We start from the raw sequence: 23,657 nt of genomic DNA on the forward strand, positions 1-23,657 counted from the left end.
CCTTGCAGGAATCTCAAATAAGTTTAATTTATCACCTGTAGGTTTCAAAAACCTTGTAGGTTAAGAATGCCTAAGCAACTATTTTTTTACTATAATGCTGCTGGTAACCGTTTTGCTACTGGTTACTTTTACAATATAATTTCCTGCTTTAAGCGTAGCCATGTTAAGGCTGCCGCTGTTAGCGTTCCAGTCTTCAGACTGAATGGTTTGCCCAAGCATGTTGTAAACCGTTACATTGTTTATGGTAGCTGGCGCATCTATCTGTAAGGCAGTTGCTACCGGGTTTGGATATAGCTTAATTGTAGCGGCGTTAAAACCGGGTGTTCTTAAAACCCCCTGGTATTCAAAAGCACCAAGATCTACAAGATCATCATAAATACGTTCGTTACCCTCAAGGTCGGTTTCAATACCCGATAGGTCAGGTGTTTGCCCTTCAGCAAAAAACGTGTTGCTGCCTGCGTTTATGGCAGGGCTATCGGTATACAATGTAAAACTGTTACCATAAAATAGGGGGTCGGCATCAATGTTGTTGCCACCATCTATACCAAGAGGGTCCCATGTTACTGTGCTTGACTGTACCAGGCTGTATGAAAATACGGGTGCACTACCGTCAAAATTAAAAATGTTTACACCGGCGGTATCAGTATTGCCAAACAGAATACTGTTCCTGAACAATGGGCTCGAAGCATTGTTAGATACCCCGCCACCCTGAGATGAGACTGTGTTTGCAGTAATGGTAGCATTGGTAAATACGGTATTAGACCCTGCGTTATTAAACACCCCGCCACCGGAAACAGCCATATTACCTGTAAAAAGTGCGTTGGTAATTACAGGTGTAGAGGCATTATTGTAAATACCACCGCCAAAAGATGAGGCCGTGTTGCCTGTAACCTTTACGTTGGTAAATTGGGAATCAGAACCATCGTTGTTATAAACCCCGGCACCCCTAACGGCAGTATTGGTATTGATCTCAACGTTATTAAAAATAACCGGCGAATTTGCAAAATTCATAACAGCGCCTCCCAGTTGGGTTGCAGTGTTATCGGCTAATATAGTTTCGTTTAGTACCGGTGCCGAATCTTCGTTATACATACCGCCACCGTGCTGCGTAGCCTGGTTTTCTGAAATAAAAGCAATGGTAAATACCGGTGCAGAATCTTCGATATTGTAAACGCCACCACCATCTATCGCTGTATTGCCCGTAATGCTCACGTTGTTAAGGGTGGGTGCCGATCCTGTATTATACAGGCCGCCGCCGTTGCCATCGGCCGTATTTTCGGTAAGGGCAACATCAGTCAGTATGGGCGATGAATCGCTGTTAAACATACCGCCGCCACTGCCGCCTTGTGCATAATTGCCTGCAATTACTGTATTGCTTATGGCAGGGCTTGCATCCTGGTAGTTATAAACTCCACCGCCTGCAAGGGCTATATTGCCCGATATTACAGCATCTGTAATGGTTGGCGATGCATTAATGTAATTAACAATACCACCACCAATAGTTGTGCCTATATTTACCATTACAGTAACGTTGCTTATAGAAGGCGACGAGAAATCACGGTTGTATATACCACCGCCATAACTTGCCGCATTAGCCATAATAACAAGGTGAGAAAGCGTGGGCGATGCAAATCCGTAATTTGCAATACCGCCACCGGTAAATCTGCCTATGTTTTGTCCGTTCACGGCAATGTTGGTAAAAGCAAGTGTTGCGTTACCGCCGGAGATGGTAAATCCATCTAATATAGTGGCTGATGTTACCGGAAATTCTTCCGAGCCGGCACTGATAACCACGTGTGTAGCATTTTCTATATTATTAACAATAGAAAATTCGGCACTATCATCTGTAGTTAGTACCTGGTCGTCGCCTAAAAAGTCGCCGCTAAGTGTACTTACGTTTTCGCCAAGCGTTAGGTCGCGCTCTTCCAGCGTAGCCTCGGTACCGGCAAAACTTCCGTATACGGCAACACCTTCTTTAAGTACAAAAGCGTTATCTGCATTAGCTTCAACAATAACTGTAAGGTCGTTGGCTTTACGGTTGGGCTTGTAGGTTCCCGCAGCAACCCAAACCTGGTCGCCTGCTACGGCTGTGTTTATAGCAAGCTGCAAATCGGCTCCGGCATTTTCCCAGCTGGTACCATCGCCGGTTCCTGTAGCCTCGGGCTTAACGTAATAAGTGGTTTGCGCCATAGCGCCTGTACCCATAAATAGCGAACCAAACAACAGCAACGTGCGCAGTCTTCGATTACCTAAAAGGGCTTTTAGCATAGTAGTTTTTTTATTCATATAATTTTATTTTTAATGAGGGTATTGATTATCTACGTTCTACAAAAATTAAGAAAAATTAGATACAAACCAATACTATTGCAGTATTTTTTAGATGATTGTAATAAATTACCGATTAAAGTTATGTTTTGATAATTGTGGACCGAGCAGCAATGAAAAAGCCGCTCCAACAAATCGTGGGGCGGCTTTGTATGCCTAATGATCTAAAATACCAATAATCTAACAATTTTAAAGCCAGCTCAGCAGCAATATTGCCGGGATAAAATAGATAACAATAGTACGGGCACCATCATAATCTTTAGCCATGCGCTGGCCCAGTAACAGGAAAAGCAACGTTATGGACGACATTAATGCTGCAATGAAAGCGAACAAAGTACCCTCGTTTACATACAATTGTATGATGCCAATAACGGAAAATGCCCCGGAAAATATTTCTAAAACCAGAATCAATAAAAGCGACTGCGGCACGGAGTTTTTAATGGGCGTGTTGGCAAAGTGCCCTTTAAGCCAGGCAATGTTGCCGGCCCAGTCCATTATTTTGTCGTAGCCCGATTGTATAAACGTAATGGCAAAAAAAGCCAGTGCTATAATTATGGCAGGTTGTAAATTCATAAGTATCTATTTTTTATGGATTAAACGTGTAAGTTTTATAGAAAGGTCGGTTAATATTATCTTGGCATTACCGTTACGCTCTATGTGGTACAGCGCATCGCTAAGCTCTTTAAAAATGTCGTTAATGTTGCTACCGTTTACAAAAGGGGCAAAATTCTCCAGTTTAAATTTTTCTACTGTAGGCTCCATGTAAACCAATTCCTTAGCATTGTAATTAATGAGCAATGCCTGCCGAAACATATCGATACAAAAATTAAGGAACTGCTTTTGCGCCTCGCGGCCTATGCCGGCAATTTGCTCGCTCCAGGCAATAAGGTCGTGTATGGCTGCGGCGTTGCCTTTTGCCCTAAAGGCGGCACGCACCCACATAACAAACCACTCTTCAAAAGGCAGCTCATCGTTAGTTTTGTGCAGCAAATGCAGGGCTTTGTTGTAGTTGCCCTGTGCCTGGTGTGCCATTTTAAGTGCCGTTTTAGGCTCAACGTTTTTGCGGGTAACAAGCCCATCGGCAATAACCTGCTCCGGCAGGGCATTAAAATGCAGGATCTGGCAACGGGAAAGTATGGTTTGCAGCAGGTCGTCTTCGCTTTCGGCAATAAGCAAGAAAACCGTTTTTTGCGGCGGCTCCTCTAAAAGTTTCAGGAGCTTGTTTGCCGTAGCCGTATTCATTTTATCGGCCATCCAAATGATCATCACCTTATAACCGCCTTCATACGCCTTCAGCGAAAGCGACTTAACGATCTCGGTAGCTTCATCAACACCAATCTGGCCCTGTTTGTTGGCAATGTCAATTTTCTTGTACCAGTCAAACAGGCTGCCGTAAGGGGTTTCGGCCACAAACTCGCGCCAGTGCTTTAAAAAGTTGGCACTCACGGGGTGGCTTTTAACCTCGCTGTTAGCTGCCACCGGAAACACAAAGTGCAAATCGGGGTGCGACAGGTTTTGGAATTTAAGGTTACATGCAGCGTTGCCCTCTTTGTTCTCGCCATTGGTATTGGCGCACAAAATATATTGGGCATAAGCTATGGCCAGCGGCAGGGTACCGCTGCCCTCGGGGCCTATAAATAACTGGGCATGAGGTATACGGCCGCTGTTGGCACTGGTAGCCAAATGGCTCTTTATGTGGTCCTGGCCTAAAATTTCTGAAAAAAGCATGGGGCAAATATAGGAGATTTTAGGAGATGTGGGGTGTTATGGTTTTTAGAGGCGTTTACTTTAAATACCCGTTACCGTCTTTGCGAGCGAAGTGTAACGGAGCGCGGCAATCAGTATTCACTATAAATCAGTAACAGATTGCTTCGTCGTGCCTTCTAGCAAAGACGTGCGTGAAGAAGATTGCGTATGGAGTTGTACGTACACTACCCGTTACCGTCTTTGCGAGCGGAGTGTAACGGAGCGCGGCAATCAGTATTCACTATAAATCAGTAACTGATTGCTTCGTCATTCCTCCTCGCAAAGACGGTACGTGAAGAGTGTAACGTAATGTACCCGCTACCGTCTTTGCGAGCGAAATGCAATGGAGCGCGGCAATCTAAACGAATTACAAATATTTTTCCAAGTCATAATAAGTATCATTCCAATGAGGATTGATACTCTCAATTAATTTTACTTTTTTAATTCTCGATCCTCCTTTTAACTGCTTTTCTCTTGTGATTGCATCTTCGATCATTTGAAAAGATTCGATATATACCAATTTGTTGAGGTTATATCTCGCCGAAAAAGAATCAGGGTGCAGCTTATCTTTATGCTGTTTTATACGGGCATGTATATCAGATGTTACACCTACATATAATGTGGTATTTGTGTAGTTAGTAAGTATGTATATAAACCCTGGTTTCATTAATTTAGATAGATGGTGCAAGATAATAATTACTTTGAAAACAGATTGCTTCGTCGTGCCTTCTCGCAAAGACGTGCGTGAAGAAGATTGCGTATGGAGTTGTACGTACACTACCCGTTACCGTCTTTGCGAGCGGAGTGTAACGGAGCGCGGCAATCTTGATTTATTATCATCATAAATCCATAGCAGATTGCTTCGTGGTGCCTCCATTCAAAGATGTTGCATAGGATGATATATTCCCTAAAACTGCCCAAATCAGCATTATGTAGGAATTTTGCCAAGGCACGAATACGTTGTAGTTGTAAGGCAATAAATTTTTTGGTTACATAAAACTACCGTCTTGTGTTGCATTAAAAAATTTAACACAGCAATAAACATTTGTATCACAGTTATTTATTGCTATTGTGCAAATGTTTGTCAACAATTAGTTGGCAACTTATTAACAAAAAAAACTATATTTGCCTTTCCACATATTTTAAATCAACGCAAACACAGTTTATGAAAACCCTTTCTGATATTAATTTTAAAGATAAAAAAGCAGTTATACGAGTAGATTTCAACGTTCCTTTAGATGAGAACTTTAAAGTTACCGATGCTAACCGAATTGAAGCTGCAAAACCAACCATCGATAAAATTATAGCAGACGGCGGAAGTGTTATCCTTATGAGCCACTTAGGCAGGCCAAAAGGTGTTGAGGAAAAATATTCACTTAAGCATATTGTTGATAAAGTAAGCGAGGTACTTGGCGTTGAAGTTAAGTTTGTAAACGACTCTATTGGCGAAAAAGCCGAGAAAGCTGCTGCCGATCTTAAACCGGGCGAAGTACTGCTTTTAGAAAACCTTCGCTTTTACAAGGAAGAAGAAGCCGGCGATGAGGAGTTTGCAGGCAAGCTTGCTAAACTGGGCGATGTTTATGTTAACGATGCCTTTGGTACCGCGCACCGCGCACACGCTTCTACAACGATAATAGCAAATTTTTTCCCTGATGATAAAGTTTTTGGTACGCTGCTTGCTAAAGAGATCGAAAGCCTTGACAAGGTGCTTAAAAACAGTGAGAAACCGGTTACAGCCGTATTGGGCGGTAGCAAAGTTTCTTCTAAAATTACGGTTATTGAGAACATTCTTGATAAGGTAGACCACCTGATAATTGGCGGAGGGATGACCTTTACCTTTATTAAGGCACAGGGCGGCAGCATTGGCGACTCTATTTGTGAGGACGACAAGCAGGAACTTGCCCTGGAGATTTTGGCTAAAGCCAAAGAAAAGAACGTACAGGTACATATTCCTGTAGACGTGATTGCAGCCGATGGCTTTAAGAACGATGCCAACACTAAAGTTGTTGATGTTAGGGAAATTCCTGACGGATGGCAGGGGCTTGATGCCGGGCCTAAGTCGCTGGAAAACTTTAAGAAAGTTATCCTGGAGTCTAAAACTATTTTATGGAACGGCCCATTAGGGGTATTTGAGATGGAAAACTTTGCCAAAGGCACTATTGCCCTTGGTAATTTTATAGCCGAAGCAACTGAGAAAGGCGCATTTTCGCTGGTAGGCGGTGGCGACTCGGTAGCTGCAGTTAAACAATTTGGCCTTGAAGATAAAATGAGCTATGTATCTACCGGTGGTGGCGCCATGCTCGAAATGCTTGAAGGTAAAACACTGCCCGGCATTGCTGCCATTCAGGGCGAGTAGTGTTAAAGTTTACAATACATTTAAAAAATCAAAGTTATAGTTAACATTGTTGCTTTGCAATACGTTGTAATTTAACTACCTAAAGAGTAAATTATGAATAAAAAAAGAACACTGTCCTTAGTACTTGCAATGCTTTCGCTTGGGGTTTTTGCCCAGGAAAGTGCGCAGGCAGACATCTCGATCGCACGACCGGAAATTAAATTGTCATACTTAGACTCGCTTAAAAACACTTTTGTGCACAACTCACAATGTGCCAAGATTGACAGCCTTTGGCTAAATGAGCTTAATAATGACGACCTGTTTGTTAACATGCAGGAAGACCTGGCAAGAATCAATCCTGATGAGGAGGTAGATTTTAGCCTTAGTACATCGCTGCTTAAAGAAAGGCTTGCAAAGCTTGATGCCAAATCGCCTTTTAACATTGAGTACAGCAAAGGACTTGAAAACATAATAAAAGCATACTTAAAGAACAGGCCTAAAAGCTATGAGCGCTTAATGGCCATATCAGAATACTATTTTCCAATGTTTGAAGAGCACCTTGCCAAGTACAATGTGCCTTTAGAGATAAAATATCTGGCTGTTATAGAGTCGGCCTTAAACCCAAGGGCAAAATCAAGGGTTGGCGCTACAGGCTTATGGCAGTTTATGTACCCTACGGGTAAACAATACAACCTTGAGGTTAACAGCTATGTAGATGAGCGTAGCGACCCTTTAAAAGCAACTGAAGCTGCTTGTCAGTACCTTAGCAGCCTTTATAACATTTTTGGCGACTGGGACCTTGTTCTTGCATCATACAATGCGGGCCCGGGTAACGTTACCAAGGCTATTCGCCGCAGCGGATCGTACAAAAACTACTGGAACATCCGTAAAAACCTTCCTAAAGAAACACAGGCTTACAACCCTACCTTCTTAGCTACCATGTATATTTACGAATATGCTAATGAGCACGGTATTAAAGCTAAAAAAGCACCGCTTACGTATTTTGAGACTGATACCGTTATGGTAAAACGCCAAATGTCGTTTAAGCAAATCGCACAATTGTTAGATGTGCCGGTTAACCAGCTACAGTTCTTAAACCCTATTTACAAGCTTGATGTTATACCGTATACTAAAGAGAAAGCCCACTATTTAAGGCTTCCGAAAGATAAGATAGGTATGTTTGCCAGCAATGAGGCAGGTATTTATGCTTACATTGACTATGAAGACAGCAGGAGGGAGAAACCGCACTTTAACGCTACTCCTGAAAGGACTAAAGACAGCAGCGCTATTGCATCCAACTACAGTTCAAAATCTAAAGCATCGTCGTATACCAAGAAAAGCTCTGTTACTACCAAAACGTACGTGATTAAGCGTGGTGACAACCTTGGCGAGATTGCCGATAAGAATAATGTTACGGTTGCCGAGCTTAGAAAGTGGAACAAGATTAAGGGTAACAACATTATGGCAGGCCAAAAGCTGAAGATTCAGAAAACGGTTATCACTAAGATTCCGGTTGCTAACGATGAAGAGGTAGAAGCCATTGCATTTAAAGAAACTAAGCCGGCAAAAGAAAAGACAACTGTGGCTCCTGCTACAGAAGCCGCTAACGATGTTGCCGATGCTACGGTTTGTGATGAACCGGTTGATACCAAAAATACTGCTATTGCTGCGGCCTCTAAACGTGCCCGTGAGGCAAGCTACCAGGAAGCCAGCATGTATATTGTACAAAAAGGCGACTCACTGTTTAGCATTGCCCGTAAACACCCGGGTGTAACGGTAGAGAACCTTAAAAAGTGGAACGAAATTAACGGCGAAAGCATTAAGCCGGGAATGAAACTGAAAGTGGGCGACGTTAACTAAATGCCTAACAACATATTTTTTATGAAAAGAGTGCAGCATATAATGGCTATTATGGTAGTTATGTGCTGCACTTTTTCGTGCAATAAAACTACCGATGCCGGTGGTGAGTCGGCGGGGGATATAAATGAGATATCCATTATCATCAGCGATGTGCTGTGGAATGGCGAAGTGGGCGACAGCCTGCGCAAAAAGCTCGCCGCCCCGGTAGATGGCCTTACTATGGAGGAGCCCCTTTTTACCCTTAACCAGTACCATGAGCAGTCGTTTAGCGGCGAGCTTAAAAACGGCCGCAACATTATTTATATTGATAAAGGCCCCAAAAAGGGCTTTAAGATAAAACAGGACGGTGCCTGCAAGCCGCAAAATATGTTTACCATTACGGGTAAATCTATCGATGAGCTGCTGATGGAAATCCAGATGCATGCCGATGAGATGATACGCGTTATAAGGCAAACAGAGATATCTGAAAACCAAAAGCGCAACGAAAAGGCAGGGCTGCTTAACACCGCCGATTTTGCTTCACGCTACGGTATAAGCATTAAGATGCCGGCCAGTTACAAATATGCCCTTAAGAATAATGAGTTTTTATGGCTTAAAAAAGACATACCCGGCGGTAACGCCAACATGCTGTTTTACAAAGTGCCTTACACTACTATTGAGAACCATAAGGATATTGCAGGCAATATTATAAAAATGCGTGATTCTGTAGGCAATATGTACATACACGGACAGGATGTAGGTACCTACATGGTTACAGAGGAGGCGTATTCGCCCTACCTGTTCATGACCAGCTTTAACGAAAGGCGCGCTTTTGAAACCCGCGGCAACTGGGAAATGGCCAACGATTTTATGAACGGCCCTTTTGTTAACTATGCCATTCGTGATGACAAGCACAATTGCTACCTTGTTATAGAGGGTTTTATTTACAGCCCGTCATCACCTAAAAGGGATCTTATAGTAGATCTTGAGTCCATAATTAAGTCGGTTAAATTTCAATGAGCATACAATTCAAAATAAAGCCTTTTAACGCACTTTCTGTACAGGAACTATACGAGAGCCTCAAGGTGCGCGCAGATGTGTTTGTGGTGGAGCAAAATTGCGTTTACCCCGATGTTGACGGCAAGGATGATAAAGCGCTGCACCTGCTTGGCACGTTTGATGGCAAAGTAGTGGCTTACGCCCGCCTTTTTGCACCCGGCTATTATTTTGACAATGCCTCTATAGGCCGCGTGGTTATAGATGCCGCCTACCGCGACCGCAAATGGGGGCACAACCTTATGCAGGCAGCCATTACAGGAATACAGGAATATTATAACACTACTGCCATAACCATTTCGGCACAATTGTACCTTAAAAAGTTTTATGAGGGCCACGGTTTTGTTCAGGAAGGTGAGGGTTATCTGGAAGATGACATCCCGCACATCAGGATGAATAGGCTTTAGGAAATTCCAAGTTCCAAATCACGAATTTCAAACTGAGGGAAAAATTCCAAATCACGAATCTCAAAATTTGGGCATAAAAATTCAACTCAATTTCCGGATTTGGGCATCGATTTTTTAAACCTCAAATCGTTCAGTTTTTAAATCTCCAAAAAAAGCCAATCTCAAAGTCCAAAAGTGAAATATTAAGCTTTTTGGCTTTAGGAAACTTTTTTACGATATATCGTGAAAAATGGCTTGGTAGATTAAAAACGGGTATTGGTATACAAAACCGCTCCCTACGTATATTAGTTTTTTGGCTAACCCTTCTTTACCGTTACTTTGTATAAACCTTTAGAATTAGCAGCCGGCACACCGGCTACAGATATTTAGAGTTTTATGTTAAATTGGTTATTTGTTGGTTAGCCCGTAAAGATTCATAGCTTTACGGGCTAAGGTTTTTATAAGATATTGCTAATTAGCTACTTTAGTAACCAGTATCTCTACACGTTTGTTGTCGCTTTCGGCGCCATTGGGTATGGGGTACTGCCTGCCGTAGCCGTTAAAGGTCATACGTTCTTTAGCTATTCCATTCTTTAGTAAGTAGTTATAAATAAATCGCGCACGGTTTAGGGAGAGGTGGTTTTCCTGGGTATCTTCATCTACGGCATCCTTCTGGTAGCTGTAAATGCAGCACACATGGCCCTGTATCTCAAAGTATAACTGCGGGTTACGCTTAAGGTAGGCCAAGAGGTCTACGAGAGCCTTTCCCGATCGTTTCCTGAGTTCGCTGCGCCCGCCAATAAACACCAGCTTATCCAACAGCAGTCGGTCGCCCACCTGTAAGTTGTCGCTAAAGGCTTTGTAAACAAAGTGTTCCGGCTCGGGTTCTTTAGGGGCAATGGCGGTAACCGGTGTGATATTGGTAACAGGAATGTCTTCTATAGCCAACTTAGTAGCTGAAATATAGCGTATTACGATATCGGTACGCCTGTTCTTGCTGCGTGCGGCGAGGGTATCAATAGTATTTTCGAGGGGTAGCTCCCCAATCCCTTTAATTTCGATACTTACAGGATTGTTTTTAAAGTAGTTAGCAAAGTACTGTGCCCTTTTTTGCGACAGCGCTACGTTATATGCAACGCTTCCGGTATCATCGCAGTAGCCGGTAAGGGTAACGTTTTGTATGGTAATTGTATCCAGTATTTTGGTAAACGACAGGAAGCCATCCATCTGAACATCAGTGGGTACGGCCTTATCATTATCAAAATAGGCGGTATATTTCAGGGTCTGCCCACAAGCTGAAAAGCCTGTAAGCAGCATTGCTATTGCAACAAGCCTGAGCATACTTATGCTTTAGTGATTACAAGTTCAACACGGCGGTCGTACTCGGTACCTTTGCCCAGGGGCTGGGTGTTACCATAGCCTTTGTAGGTCATGCGTGTTGAGGCTATTTTTTTGGAAACCAAAAACTTAAACACAGTAAAGGCCCGGTTTTTAGAGAGTTCGCGCTTGCGGGTGTCTTTGTCTATGGCCTCTTTCTGGAAGCTTGGCGTACAGCAAATATGCCCCTGGATCTCAAAGTTGAGGTTCTTGTACTTTTGCAGCAGGCGGGCAACCTTTTCCAGCTCCAGCCTTGATTTTGCCGTTAGCTTGCTGCTGCCGCGCTCAAACAATATGTTTTCCAGGTAAATGCGGTCGCCCACAATTAAATCCTTTTTAAGGGCGGTATAAAAGCCCGGCATAGGTTTGGGTGGGGGCACAGGCTTAAAGTTAACCACAACGTCTACACGGCGGTTCTTAGAGCGTGCCTCGCTCACGTTGTCTATGTCTTCTTCAAGCAATATACGGCCTTTGCCCTCTATGGTAACAATGATCTTGTTCTTAATGCCTCGGCCTATAAGCGTATCGCGAATGGTGTTGGCGCGGTTGTTAGAGAGCTTAAAGTTGTAGGCATCCTTACCGCGGTCGTCGCAATAGCCAAATATCTGGATGGTTTCTATACGGGCGGTGTCAATGGCCTTTATGAATGCCACCGCATTGTTGCCCTGTTTTTCGTCGAGATTATATTTATCAAACTCAAAGTAGACAGAAAACACCGTCTCTTCCTGGGCTATGGCAAGTACAGGGAGTATGAGCAGCAATAAATATATCAAACGTTTCATGTACTAATTATGATGGTGGTGGTGCGGGTCGTCTATCCTGCAAAGGCTTATATCCTCCGGCGGGTGTATCACGATAGGGAATTTCTCTACTTTAACCGAGCTGCTGTCAAGCCCAAACGCACGCCCTTCGGATAAACTCACTTTTTTAAGCATAAAGTAAATATCAAGGATAACACGTTCGTACCAAGGCAATTCGTTATCGTAAGAAAGGAACTTCTCTATAATTACAAACTTAAAATCGCCAATAACATTGTTTCGGTTAAGCGATAAATAACGGCTGGTAATATCTACCTCGCCTTTTTTAACCATATCGCGAACTACCTGCTTAAACATCAGGTTAATACGCGGCTGAACCCTAAAGCCAAGGTAAAAATCTACACGTATAACATCATCCTTCATAATTTCCCTAACGCGGTAGTCCATACGGTACGGTTCATCAACCACATTTACGTGTACAAACCAGTAAATATCAGCACGTTTTGGGCGTTTTTGTAGAATCGAATAGATAATTTTCGACTCAATTTCGTCGCCTAAATTTGCATTAGTCATGTACACCAGGTGGGTGGCATATTTAGGTATGGTATCGTCGTTACTCAGCTCGGCAAGTACGTTCTTGTAGTTGTCTATCTTGGTAAACTCGGTATATTCACTGCGAATACGTTTTGCCGCATGCCACACGCCCATGGTTGCCGCCAGCATGCCCGCTATAATAAGCGATACATAACCACCGTGGTTAAACTTGCTCATGTTAGCAATAAGGAACGAAAATTCTATAGTAAAGTACACAGCTACAATTAATATTATAAGGAACTTGTTGTAGCGTTTCATAACCATGTAGTAGCCTAACAGGGTGGTAGTCATTATCATACACATTACAATAGCAAGGCCGTAAGCTGCCTCCATATTGCCCGATTCTTCAAAATGCAGTACTATAAATACACAGCCCCAGAATAACAGCCAGTTGATGGATGGGATGTATATCTGCCCCTTAAGCTCGGTTGGGAATTTAATAGAAACCTTAGGCCAGAAGTTAAGGCGCATGGCCTCACTTATTAGTGTAAACGACCCACTAATTAAGGCCTGGGAGGCTATAACCGCTGCCGATGTTGCAATGGCGATACCAAACGGAAGGAACCAGTCCGGCATTAGCAAGTAGAATGGGTTAGCCGGTACACCCGGATTTGGGCTAAGCGTGGCAAGTGTTTTGCCTTCGTGCGCTATAAGATAGGCACCCTGCCCAAAGTAGTTGATGACCAGCATACTTTTTACAAATATCCAGCTTACCCTGATGTTGCTTCGCCCGGTGTGGCCCATATCGCTGTACAGCGCCTCGGCCCCGGTGGTACACAAAAATACAAAGCCCAGTACATAAAATCCATCGGGGTGTATGCTTAGCAAATGTATAGCGTAATAAGGGTTAAGTGCCTTTAAAACAGAAAGGTGCTCAAACATGGGTATAATGCCCAGTATGCCCAGCATACCAAACCACAATAGCATCATAGGGCCAAAGAACTTGCCTATTATAGATGACCCGAATTTTTGTATGATAAAGAGTATGAACAGGATACCAATAACAATAGGCACTGTATTAAGTTCCGGCCTGTAAATTTTAAGCCCTTCTACAGCAGAAGATATAGAGATGGGTGGGGTAATAATACCATCGGCGAGGAGGGCGCTACCTCCAAGTATCGCCGGTATAATGAGCCCTTTTTTCTTAAGCCTTTTTACAAGGGTGTACAGTGAGAAAATACCACCTTCGCCCTTGTTATCTGCCTGGAGCGTAAGGATTACGTATTTTAAAGTGGTTTGTAGTGTAAGTGTCCAGAAAATACAGGATAAAGCACCAAGTACTATTTCTGCATTTATAGGATCTTTTCCTATCAGAGGTTTCATTACGTACAGGGGCGACGTACCTATATCTCCATAAATAATACCCAATGTAACTAATAGTCCGCCTACTGTTACCTTGTTAAGGTTTTTGTGACTCACAGTAAAATTGAATTAAACAACAAAGTTACAAGATTTTAAATCAATAGCCATTGTTAGGGCCTAATATTTAATGCTTAGCAAAACTGAAGGTTTATGCCAAATAGTTTGCATTTACTGCCCGATTTTATACTGTTTTTTGCCAACTTAAACGCTTTTTGACTATTACAGTAATAGTACGTAATTGCGTTATGTATTTGTTAAGCGCTTGTTGCCAGTTTTTTACCGCTGCGCGACCACTCGCTCCACGAGCCAACGTATAATTTTGGGATGGGAAGCCCGGCATAATCCATAGCTAAAAGGGTATGGCAGGCCGTAACGCCCGACCCGCAATGTACTATTACATTCTGTGGATCGATATTGGCTAAAGCATCGGTATATTTCTCTCGTAAGGCTGTAGCCGATAGGAAAAGCCCATCACCATCTAAATTACCGGAAAACGGAATGTTAACTGCACCGGGAATGTGCCCTGCAACAAGGTCGATAGGTTCGGTAAGCCCATTGTAACGGTTGGCATCGCGAACATCAATTACCATAGCATCTTTATTGGTAGCTGCAATTTCTACATCATCGATAGTAGCAAGAGGCAGTTGCCATCGATAATAAGTATTTGGGAAAAGATCTAAAATTGGGTGCTGAGGTAGTTCTGTGCCACTGCATACAGGAAAACCGGCATCAACCGCCGCCTGAAAACCGCCGTTTAGCACCTGTACTTTAGCAAAGCTGGCAGCCTGATACATCCACCAAAAACGGGCAGCGGCATTGGCTCCATTCTTATCATCATATACCACAATACGATTTCGGCGTGCTGTACCTAACCTGTTTAATACTTGTCCAAACTTTTCTATCGTCGGCAAGGGGTGCCTGCCACCATTTTTTGGATCCGCAGGAATTTCGGCAAGCTCGGTATCTAAATCAACATATAGAGCCCCTGCAAGATGCTGTTTGTAATAGTTTTCACGCCCCTGCGCCCCTGCACTTGCATCTATAAGGATGAGGTTTTCTTTGGGCAGCTTGATAAGCTCATCTGCCTGGATAATTGATGCTGCATAGTAACCTTCTTCGAACCTTCTTGTCCATTTTTTCATGTAAACGTCAAAATCAACATCCCAAAAAAAAGGTGAAGGGCAAAAGGCCACTATTTCTTCTGCTATGTCGGCAAAGCGCCTTTCGAATAGCGTATCGGTTTCAAAATTATAAGACTGGTCGTAATAAATGCTATTCAAAAAATTACCATTGTCTAAATCTTCTTTTTTAAGGCCTTGATCTTTAAGTATTGCGAGCCATGAAAATAAATCAACAATAAACTTTTCGTAAGAAGCTACATCCATATCTTTCATATACCCGTATGAAAGTTTTTCCTTCAGGATATTTTTTACATCATCTAACTTGTAGGGTGTTTCCATAATTATATAAAAATCCCCATCAGGTTGTTACCAAATGGGGATCTTGTTTTACTTCTTAGTCAGTATCGCTTTATATTCGGCGTTGTTAGCCAGGAGTTTGGCTGCCTTTTGTATCTCGGTATTGCTGGTTGTGTAATACTTGTACAGGCCTTCTTTATACTGGTAGCGTTTAATAAGCTCATCGGTAAGGAGCTGTTTAATTTCCTGCTTGTGTGCAGTAAGTTCTTTCTCCTCGCTTTTTTGCAGTGCTGCGAGCAATGCCTGGTACTCTGCATTAATGCTGGCATCAACCTTTTCTTTTTTGGCTACCACAAGGGTTTCCTTAAGGGCTACCTCAGTTTCGGTATCAAATTCAAATTTTTCCTTTTTAAGGTAGGCTTTAAAGGCTTCAAATTCAGCATCGCTAACGGCAGGTATGTTGTTGCCCACGTTAGGGTTTTTGTAGTAGTAATTGGTAGCGTAGTTAAAAATACCGTCCTTGCGCACAAGGGCATCGGCAATGGCGCTTTGTTTCGATTCTTCCAGCTCAACATCCGGCAGGATGCCGCCACCATCATAAACGGTACGGCCCGCACGGGTTTTAAAGGCATTGTAGTTGGCTTTATCGATACGGATGGCTTTACCATCGGCATCTTTGTGAGTATAGTCCAGAGCCTGTATACCACGGCCACTTGGCGTGTAATAGCGCGAAATGGTAACTTTTACCTGTGTGCCATACGTAAGGTCTAACGGGCGTTGTACAAGCCCTTTGCCAAAGCTCCTGCTGCCCACAATAACAGCACGGTCTAAGTCCTGCAGGGCGCCCGAAACAATTTCTGAAGCCGAGGCGCTTTTGCCATCAACCAGGACAACCAACGGGATCTCGGTATCAACCGGGGGTTTCGTGGTTTTATAGGTATTGTTATACTTTTCGTTTTTAGATTTTGTGGTAACGATAATTTCGCCCTGCGGAATAAACAGGTTACAGATGTTAACCGCCTCATTTAAAAGCCCGCCCGGGTTACCGCGAAGGTCTAAAATAATGTTTTTAGCGCCCTGGCCTTTAAGGTCGGTTAGCGCGGCTTTGGTTTCCGCCGAAGCCTTGCCGTTAAACTGCGACAGCACAATATAGCCCGTTTCTTTACCTACAAGGCCATAAAAAGGCACGGCCTTAACATCTACCTCGCTTAGTACAAGTTCTGTACTATTGGGCTTGCCCTGGCGCAGGTACTTAATATTTATCTTGGTATTTTTAGAGCCCTTAAGCAGTTCGCTGGCATCTTCCTTAAAATCGGCAAGGATAATGTCGCCAATCTCAATAATTTCATCGCCTGCCTTAAGGCCTGCTTTATCAGCCGGGTAATCTTTATACGGCTCTTTAATGATAAGCTTGCCCTCCTTACGGGTAATAAGCGCACCAATGCCGGTATATTCGCCGGTGTTGTTTATTTTAAACTTGGCAACATCGGCCTCGTTAAAATAGTTGGTGTAGGGGTCCAGGTCGGCCAGCATGCTTTTAATGGCTTTATCCATAAGCTGCCCGGGGTTGGTTTCGTCTACATAATTGGTGTTTACCGTTTTAAACAGCGTTGTAAATATTTCTATTTGCTTGGCAATCTCAAAAAAATCGTCTTTAAAGCCTGTTCCCACAAATAAAAACCCCACAGCAACTGCCGGCAACACATATCGTTTCTTTAGTTTATTAAGCATGGTTATCTTTTTTTCTGGTATTTTTTTTATAAATGAAGTATCCAATCACGAAAATAAGGATAATTGGCCATATGTACAGCAAACCGAGAAGGAAACTTGAAAGCCCATTAAAGCCCGACTTTACCGCTACCCAAATTTTAGACCCGTACGATACCGTTGCGGTTTCCTGTGCCGCTGCGGTTTTGTAAAACTCAATATTTATGGTGCTTAACAATACGCGGTTCCGTATAAAATTGAGCCTGCCCTGCTGGCCCTCTATCTGTTCGCGTATTATCGCTAGTTCTTTTTCTATTTCAAGTATTTCCGAGATCTTGTTAGCCCTTTTAAGCAGTTCAAAATAACGCTCTTCTAAAACACGTTTGGCCTTTAGGCGCGACTCTATATCTACATATTCTTCCGATACATCTTCGGACGTTATCTCCCTACGCTCAAAATAATCGACACCCTTACTGATATCGGCAATGAACTTATCAAAGTTTTGTGAGGGTATGCGCACTGTAATGCTTCGCAGTAGCGAACTGCCCTCGTTGCCCTGTGTATCGGTTTGTACAACGGCACTGTATTTTGCCGTGGCATCCTGTACCTTTCGGGCTGTTGTATTCAGGTCGGCTGTTTCAAAGCGCAGGTTGGCAGTTTTAATAAGCATTTGCGTAGATGCAACCGGTGCTGTTTCAGCTTTAGCTTCAGGTAAATTGGCGGTAGGTGCCGCAGCGTCGGCAGACTCAGATGTAGCCACTACTTCGCTTGAAGCGATTGATGATGGGGTGTTTTCGCCTTCTTTTTTGCATGCCGTTAATGCTAAAAGAAGCAGTAGGGGGTAAAGTGTATTTTTCATGTTTTAACTGGTGGTTTACACCTACAACGCAAAACCCGGTTGCGTTATTACAACACTGTAAATTATAGCAATTTACAACCCTTCCTGAGCCAGGAACTTCTCAAAGATCTGGATGGTTTTGGTGTTGATGTCCTCATAGCTAAGCCTATCTTTGGTTTGGTACAAAAACATGATGGAGTAGGGCTTATCCAGCTTATCTAAAAGTAAATGCTTGTTATGGCGGTAGGTTTCGCGCAGAACGCGCTTGAAATAATTACGGTCGGTTGCGCGCTTAAAATGCTTTTTAGATACCGATATGCCCATTTGCAGCAGGCCCTCCTGTGGTTCGGGCGCCGGGATGTACACCAGGCGCAACGGGTATTTAGATACCGTTTTGCCTTCGGTAAATAAAAGGCCTATGGTGGTGCGGCTTTTTAGTTTTTCGTGTTTGGGGTAAGTGTAACGGGTCTCTTCCATGCGGGGGCAAAGGTACAAAAGGCAATTGCAATATTTAATTTATGCGAAATAAATTGAACTTATTAGTAACGACCTCACCCCCAACCTCTCTCCGAAGGAAAGGGAGTAGCTGCACTCCAGTGTTATGATAGGTCTTTATTGCCAAACGATACCCGTTATTGGCTCCCCTCTCCTTCGGAGAGGGGTTGGGGGTGAGGTTTTAAATATCATCTTATATAAACAAAAAAATCCCGGTAGTGAGTACACACACAAACCACCGGGAAGAAATAAAACAAAAACTAACTTACTTAACTATTGTAACAGGGCGTAATGAAATGTAGGATTGCCCCTTTCGCCCGACTGGCTTAACATAGATGTAAACCTTAGTTTATATACATTGCCTGCCGGATCTTTTATTACGTAAAAACGATCTGAATATAATTCTATAGGGGTAACGTTACGCCAGTTTGCGCCTATAGACCTTTGATCTGTTGCGGCATCAAAATTGGCTTCGCTTACGTTAGCCAGGGTAAAGTTATCGTATGCTGTTGCCGATGTTGGTACCTGGTATGATTTTGCGCCGCCTTTAATGTTGGTAATTACAAAATCAGAGAAAAAGTAGGATCCCGCCGAAACATTCTCGGTACTGAAAACCTCATTGGTAAAGGTGGTAAAGTTAAGGTCCCATGCTGCTTTTTGCGGCTCTGCCTGTACTGGCGCGCCGTTTATTAGGCTAAAAAAGCTAAAGTTATACGCCTGGTCTTTAGTAATGGTAACGGTGTTGTGGGTAGTGGCATTAATATCGGCATACTGTAGCATATAGCCCTCGCCATTTCTCAACACCCTGATTTTTTTCCAGCCCCTCGCACTGCCCGCCACACTAACCGATCCCGGCGCTGCAGGTATGGTAGGTATGCTGTAGCCCATGTTTACGATATACACTTTGTTATCATCATCATTAGCGCTAATCTCTGCAATGGCAGTACCCGTAAGCGCACCGGTTGGGCTGTCTACAAAGGCAAGGTTGGCAGGATCAAAAGTGCCAATGGCCACAGTAGGGTCGCTGGTTTGCGGTAGGTCGATATTGTTGGTAGCAAGCTGTTTTGTTGCCATGGCAACAGATCCGTTTATAACCACCCTAAAATCGGTGCCTCCATAAAATCCTAGGTCCCAAGTAGTCCTGTTCACTGCCGTGTACTGGCCGGTGCTCAGGTCAAAATATACCTGGTTGGGCTGGTTAGAGCCGCCCACACTTGGGGTTGCCTGCCCACCAAGTGATGGCATATCGTTAAAGTTAAGCTGAACCGACGTGTTACCGGTAATTTCTATCTCTGATGCTGAGATCTCAGCAATGGTAAACACTACGTTTTTAACTTCACCTTCGGCAGCATCGGCAAGTTTGGTAAAGTTAAAGGCAATGTTTGTAGCGCCTGCGTTAAACGGTACGGTAAACTGCCCGCCTTCGCCAGTGGTATCAGTAGTAAAATCTACACCATAAGCCACATTGTTTGCGGTATAACTTACCGTTACAAAGCCGCTTGTTGGCGCGCCGCTGCTAAACACAATGCTTACAGGCGTTACGGCATCGGCAAGGTTAACCGACTCGCTTGCAAACGATACGCCCATGCGCGGTGCGTGGGTATCATCATCACTGCACCCGGTTATGATAAGGGTAGATACTACTAAAAAGAGATAAAGTAATTTTTTCATGCTCATTACCATTAAATGTTAATATTGTAAGCCAGTTTTAAAAAGTAAGAACGCCCGTAAGCCGTAGGCAAATCGGTACTGCCGCCGCCGTGGCCTTCGGTACCGCCCTGTGCAATGCTGCTCCTTACGTTAGTAACGTCTAACAGGTTACGTGCCCCTGCGGTTACCTCAAAACGGTTGTTAAAGAACGCTTTACGAACCGATGCATTTAACCAGCTGAACGAACTTATGCGGGCAATATCCAGTACTGCATCGTTATTACTATCTGTTTGTACCACTTGCTGCTGCCTGCCGTTGAGCTTATAGAAAACCGAGAAATCCGTCTTCCACTTTGGAACGACATAGTTCAGCGTTCCGTTTACCTGTGGTGAAAACAGGTATTTGGTGTCGGATGTAACAGCCCCGGTATCTATATTTTGCGATACACCCACTATGGCTACGCCAAATTTTACCGAAAGGTTTTGATAATCAAACTGGTGGTTGGTGGCAAAGTTCCAAACCTTATAGGTGTCTATGTTTATGTATTTGTAGTGCAGCCCCACGGTAGCATCGGTAAGTACCTGGCCTATCCTGTCGTTAACATTAAGGTAGGTAACCATAAAGCTGTTGGCCATTTTAACCCCCGATGAAAAATCGGTGGTCTTTTTAATATTGGCTTCTACCGAGATGCTTTCTTCCGGAACCAGGTCTTCGTTGCCCTGTACATCGTGGTTGGCATCTACAAAATACGTGTATAGTTCTTCGAAGTTAGGGGAGCGGTATGATTTTCCGAGTGACGAGCGCAGCTCTATGTTATGGTCAAACAGGTAGCGTAAGCCCACTGAAGCAGCATACTGGTCTTCAAACTTGTTCTGGAAGGAGTAGCGCAAGCCCGCACGGCCCGAAAAGCGGTCGTTTACGGCAATTTCGGCAGCGGTATAGGCATCAAGGTTCCTTAGGGTGGCGTTCTTGTCAGACGCGCCAATATCCGGATCCAAAAACAGGCCTGATTCTGCCGATGCAAAACCTTTTTCGTTTACAAACTCGTAGCCTGCCTGCAAGTTGAATTTTTTGTTGTTTAACAAATTGGCTATGTTACCGGTAGAGTAGGCAACCTCGGTACTCTGGTAGGTAAGCCTGTTGCTCTCTGCCTCGCGGCGCTCTTCTATAAAGTATTTAAAATCTTCAAAATCGCGGGTCTGCTTTTGGTATGAGGCCGATATGGTATAGGTTTGGTTGGTAAATACATGGCCCGATGCGTTTAAGTGGTGGTAGAGCCTCTCTGTCTTGTAACGCCTGTCGTTACCAAAAAGTACATCCCAAAAAGGATAGTTGGGCTGTATACTGATGATTGGATTGTAATAATCTATATTCTCGTTAAAGTAATCGAACTTATAAAATACCCTTGTCTGGTTCTTTTTATAGCTTACCATGGCGTTAGCCACGTATTGCTCTTTAGGCAGCCAGCTAAAGCCACGCTGTTTGTTTACATCTGTTTCGCTGGTGGTGTAATTTTGACCGCCCCTTTGGTCCTGAAAGCCAGAAAAATCGTTCCTGTTACCACCTATGGATGCAAACCAGTGTTCTGATATGTTGTGCGATATTTTAAGCGATTGTATGTGTCGGCCCTGGTTAAAGGCAGCATATTCTTTACCAACGGTTTCCTCCTGTGCAAAGGCGTTGATCTCCCATTTATGCAGGGTAGATTTTTTGGTGATGATGTTAATGATACCCGAAACTGCATTGGCACCGTGCGTTACACCCATTGAGCCTTCTATAATTTCTACCTGCTGTACATCGTCAAGGTTTATCTGGGTAAGGTCTATATTGTTACCAAGCCCGGTGTCGCTAACAAGCGGAACGTTATCTACCAGTACTTTTAGGTACTGGCCATCAAGCCCAAACATGGATACGGTAGAGCGGCCCTGGCCGGTATCCTGCGTTACGTTGATGTTAAGGTAAAAGTTCATCAGGTCGGCCATATTGTTTGCTGCCTGTCGGTCTATATCGGCACGGGTTATAACGCGAACGTTAGAAACTGATTTTTTAAGCGACTGCGGTTCTATCTGACCTGTAACCACCACTTCGTCTAACTGGCGGGAGTGTACGGTATCGATCACATGCTCCTGTGCAAGTGTAGAAAGGCTGATTAATGAGAGAACAGATAAAAACGCTTTAGTAGGGGTATGCATTACTAACTTTAGTTAGATTAATTCTAAATTACGGCAAATCTAAGACCTGTGGGTTAGATATGCAAATTATTTTTATTAATTCTAAATAAGATTGACTGACATATATTATATCCTGCCTTACAATTTTCGTATGGGTAGTAAACTCAACGTCTGAAAGTGAAATAGTAAAACAAAAAAACTGCCCTTGTGAGGCAGTTTTGAGATTTTATTTTGATGTAGGATTTACAGATCGAAACCTATATTAACACCTAATTTAGATGCAATAAGTTTTGTGATGCGGTCTTTAAGTTCAGGGATCCTGATACTCTCTATAACTTCGTTGCTAAAGGCATACATAAGCAGGGCTTTGGCCTCTTTCTTAGGGATACCACGGCTTTGCATATAAAACATGGCGCTTTCATCTAACTGGCCCACAGTACATCCGTGCGAACATTTAACGTCATCGGCAAAGATCTCAAGCTGAGGTTTTGCATTGATGGTAGCTTTTTCGCTTATAAGGATGTTGTTGTTTTGCTGAAAGGCGTCGGTTTTTTGGGCTTCTTTCTCCACGTATATCTTACCGTTAAACACCCCGGTAGAGCTGCCATCAAAGATACTCTTGTAGTTTTGGTGGCTCTCACAGTTAGGCGTAGCATGGCGTACCAGTGTATAGTGGTCTACGTGCTGCTTGTCGCCAATAATGGTAATGCCTTTCAGAGTGCTGTCTATGCGCTCGCCTTGGTGGTAAAAATTAAGGTTGTTACGTGTAATGTTGCCCCCAAAAGAGAACGTGTGCACAGAGGCGTTGCTATGGCCTTTTTGGGCTATATAGGTATTGTCTACCAGGTTGGCCGTTTGAACGTCATTCTGGATCTTGTAATAATCGGTAATACTGCGTTCCTGGGCAAAGATCTCTGTAACACTGTTGGTAAGCACCGGGTTGCTGTTAAGGCTCTGGTGGCGCTCTATAATTTGTACCTGGGCGTTTTCGCCAACAATTATAAGGTTACGCGGCTGCACCATTAGTGCGGCCTCGTTACCTGTAGAAAGGTACATGATCTCGATAGGCTTATCGGCTACCTTACCTTTAGGGATGTTAATGAACGCACCCTCGTTAGCAAATGCCGTGTTTAATGATGTAAGGCTATCATCAAGGTTAGTGATCTTGTTGAAATATGTATCGATGATTTCCTTGTATTTAGGCTTTGTTAAGGCCGACGACATAAGGCAAACATCAATACCATCATGGGTAGTACTCGATAAAAACGAACTGAAGATACCATCTATAAACACCAGCTTATAGGTATCTATCTGGTGTAAAAAGAATTTTTTTACATCAGGGTAGTTAATAGCGTTGTCCTGTTTAGGGAATACGCTAAAGTCGTTTTTAAGCACCGCGTTAAGCGATGTATATTTCCAGGCCTCATCCTTTTTGGTAGGGAAGCCTTTATTTTCAAAATTCTTAAGGGCTTCTGTACGAACATTGTGTAAATCAGTGTTTACATCGATACGCTCCTCAAAAGCCATAAAAGACGATAATAGTTTTTCTTTAAGGTCCATTCTTTAATTGTTTCAAGTTTCAGGTTTCAGTGTTTCAGGT

At 43.4% G+C, this 23,657-nt stretch carries 18 protein-coding genes; 4 read left to right on the forward strand and 14 right to left on the reverse strand.

Features of this window, described 5'->3' with window-relative positions; all coding sequences use genetic code 11:
• Window positions 1-78 precede the first annotated feature (78 nt).
• From FMM05_RS18555 to FMM05_RS18570, 4 genes are all read right to left on the reverse strand, one after another.
• The gene (locus FMM05_RS18555) at window positions 79-2,286 is read right to left on the reverse strand and encodes a beta strand repeat-containing protein (RefSeq protein WP_143374926.1); all 2,208 of its coding nucleotides are present in this window, start codon (window positions 2,284-2,286) and stop codon (window positions 79-81) included.
• A gap of 228 nt (window positions 2,287-2,514) precedes the next feature.
• Window positions 2,515-2,898: a DoxX family protein gene (locus tag FMM05_RS18560; RefSeq protein WP_143374927.1), complete on the reverse strand. Its 384-nt coding sequence runs from the start codon at window positions 2,896-2,898 to the stop codon at window positions 2,515-2,517.
• A 6-nt stretch (window positions 2,899-2,904) separates the two neighbouring features.
• Window positions 2,905-4,053: a DNA polymerase III subunit gene (locus FMM05_RS18565; RefSeq protein ID WP_143374928.1), complete on the reverse strand. Its 1,149-nt coding sequence runs from the start codon at window positions 4,051-4,053 to the stop codon at window positions 2,905-2,907.
• A 385-nt stretch (window positions 4,054-4,438) separates the two neighbouring features.
• Window positions 4,439-4,738, reverse strand: a complete 300-nt coding sequence (locus FMM05_RS18570) for a GIY-YIG nuclease family protein (protein WP_143374929.1) — start codon at window positions 4,736-4,738, stop codon at window positions 4,439-4,441.
• Between the two features lie 498 nt (window positions 4,739-5,236).
• Here FMM05_RS18570 and FMM05_RS18575 point away from each other — a divergent pair, with 498 nt between their 5' ends.
• The 4 genes from FMM05_RS18575 to FMM05_RS18590 all read left to right on the forward strand — a co-directional run bounded on the left by FMM05_RS18575 (window position 5,237) and on the right by FMM05_RS18590 (window position 9,708).
• Window positions 5,237-6,427 (forward strand): phosphoglycerate kinase, encoded by a 1,191-nt coding sequence (locus FMM05_RS18575; RefSeq protein WP_143374930.1) that lies wholly within the window; start codon window positions 5,237-5,239, stop codon window positions 6,425-6,427.
• A gap of 93 nt (window positions 6,428-6,520) precedes the next feature.
• Entirely contained in the window at window positions 6,521-8,266 is a 1,746-nt protein-coding gene (locus FMM05_RS18580) for a LysM peptidoglycan-binding domain-containing protein (protein WP_143374931.1), read from the forward strand.
• Between the two features lie 21 nt (window positions 8,267-8,287).
• Window positions 8,288-9,265, forward strand: coding sequence for a DUF4837 family protein (locus FMM05_RS18585; protein ID WP_235894430.1), 978 nt, complete (start codon window positions 8,288-8,290; stop codon window positions 9,263-9,265).
• Window positions 9,262-9,708, forward strand: a complete 447-nt coding sequence (locus tag FMM05_RS18590; RefSeq protein ID WP_143374933.1) for a GNAT family N-acetyltransferase — start codon at window positions 9,262-9,264, stop codon at window positions 9,706-9,708. The genes FMM05_RS18585 and FMM05_RS18590 overlap by 4 nt, the downstream gene beginning before the upstream one ends.
• Before the next feature lie 450 nt (window positions 9,709-10,158).
• Here FMM05_RS18590 and FMM05_RS18595 read toward each other — a convergent pair whose 3' ends face one another.
• The 10 genes from FMM05_RS18595 to sufD all read right to left on the reverse strand — a co-directional run bounded on the left by FMM05_RS18595 (window position 10,159) and on the right by sufD (window position 23,617).
• Complete coding sequence (locus tag FMM05_RS18595) at window positions 10,159-11,028, reverse strand: OmpA family protein (RefSeq protein WP_143374934.1); 870 nt, start codon at window positions 11,026-11,028, stop codon at window positions 10,159-10,161.
• Window positions 11,029-11,030: 2 nt separating this feature from the next.
• Window positions 11,031-11,846 carry an OmpA family protein gene (locus FMM05_RS18600; RefSeq protein ID WP_143374935.1) on the reverse strand — a complete coding sequence of 272 codons (816 nt, stop codon included), beginning with the start codon at window positions 11,844-11,846 and terminating at the stop codon, window positions 11,031-11,033.
• Between the two features lie 3 nt (window positions 11,847-11,849).
• On the reverse strand, window positions 11,850-13,835 hold the full coding sequence (locus FMM05_RS18605) for a KUP/HAK/KT family potassium transporter (protein ID WP_143374936.1): 1,986 nt from the start codon (window positions 13,833-13,835) through the stop codon (window positions 11,850-11,852).
• A 197-nt stretch (window positions 13,836-14,032) separates the two neighbouring features.
• Complete coding sequence (locus FMM05_RS18610) at window positions 14,033-15,238, reverse strand: sulfurtransferase (RefSeq protein WP_317129578.1); 1,206 nt, start codon at window positions 15,236-15,238, stop codon at window positions 14,033-14,035.
• Between the two features lie 48 nt (window positions 15,239-15,286).
• A complete protein-coding gene (locus FMM05_RS18615) occupies window positions 15,287-16,927 on the reverse strand; it encodes a S41 family peptidase (RefSeq protein ID WP_143374937.1) in 1,641 nt (546 codons plus the stop codon).
• Window positions 16,920-17,762 carry a DUF4349 domain-containing protein gene (locus FMM05_RS18620; protein WP_143374938.1) on the reverse strand — a complete coding sequence of 281 codons (843 nt, stop codon included), beginning with the start codon at window positions 17,760-17,762 and terminating at the stop codon, window positions 16,920-16,922. The genes FMM05_RS18615 and FMM05_RS18620 overlap by 8 nt, the downstream gene beginning before the upstream one ends.
• 72 nt (window positions 17,763-17,834) lie before the next feature.
• Window positions 17,835-18,218, reverse strand: coding sequence for a ribonuclease P protein component (gene rnpA / locus FMM05_RS18625; RefSeq protein ID WP_143374939.1), 384 nt, complete (start codon window positions 18,216-18,218; stop codon window positions 17,835-17,837).
• A gap of 291 nt (window positions 18,219-18,509) precedes the next feature.
• On the reverse strand, window positions 18,510-19,907 hold the full coding sequence (locus FMM05_RS18630; protein WP_235894431.1) for an HmuY family protein: 1,398 nt from the start codon (window positions 19,905-19,907) through the stop codon (window positions 18,510-18,512).
• An 11-nt stretch (window positions 19,908-19,918) separates the two neighbouring features.
• Entirely contained in the window at window positions 19,919-22,078 is a 2,160-nt protein-coding gene (locus FMM05_RS18635; protein ID WP_143374940.1) for a TonB-dependent receptor plug domain-containing protein, read from the reverse strand.
• Window positions 22,079-22,300: 222 nt separating this feature from the next.
• Window positions 22,301-23,617 carry a Fe-S cluster assembly protein SufD gene (sufD, locus tag FMM05_RS18640; RefSeq protein WP_143374941.1) on the reverse strand — a complete coding sequence of 439 codons (1,317 nt, stop codon included), beginning with the start codon at window positions 23,615-23,617 and terminating at the stop codon, window positions 22,301-22,303.
• Window positions 23,618-23,657: the final 40 nt, after the last annotated feature.

Origin of the sequence: Flavobacterium zepuense (assembly GCF_007097145.1) — a bacterium.
Taxonomy (GTDB): Bacteria; Bacteroidota; Bacteroidia; order Flavobacteriales; family Flavobacteriaceae; genus Flavobacterium; species Flavobacterium zepuense.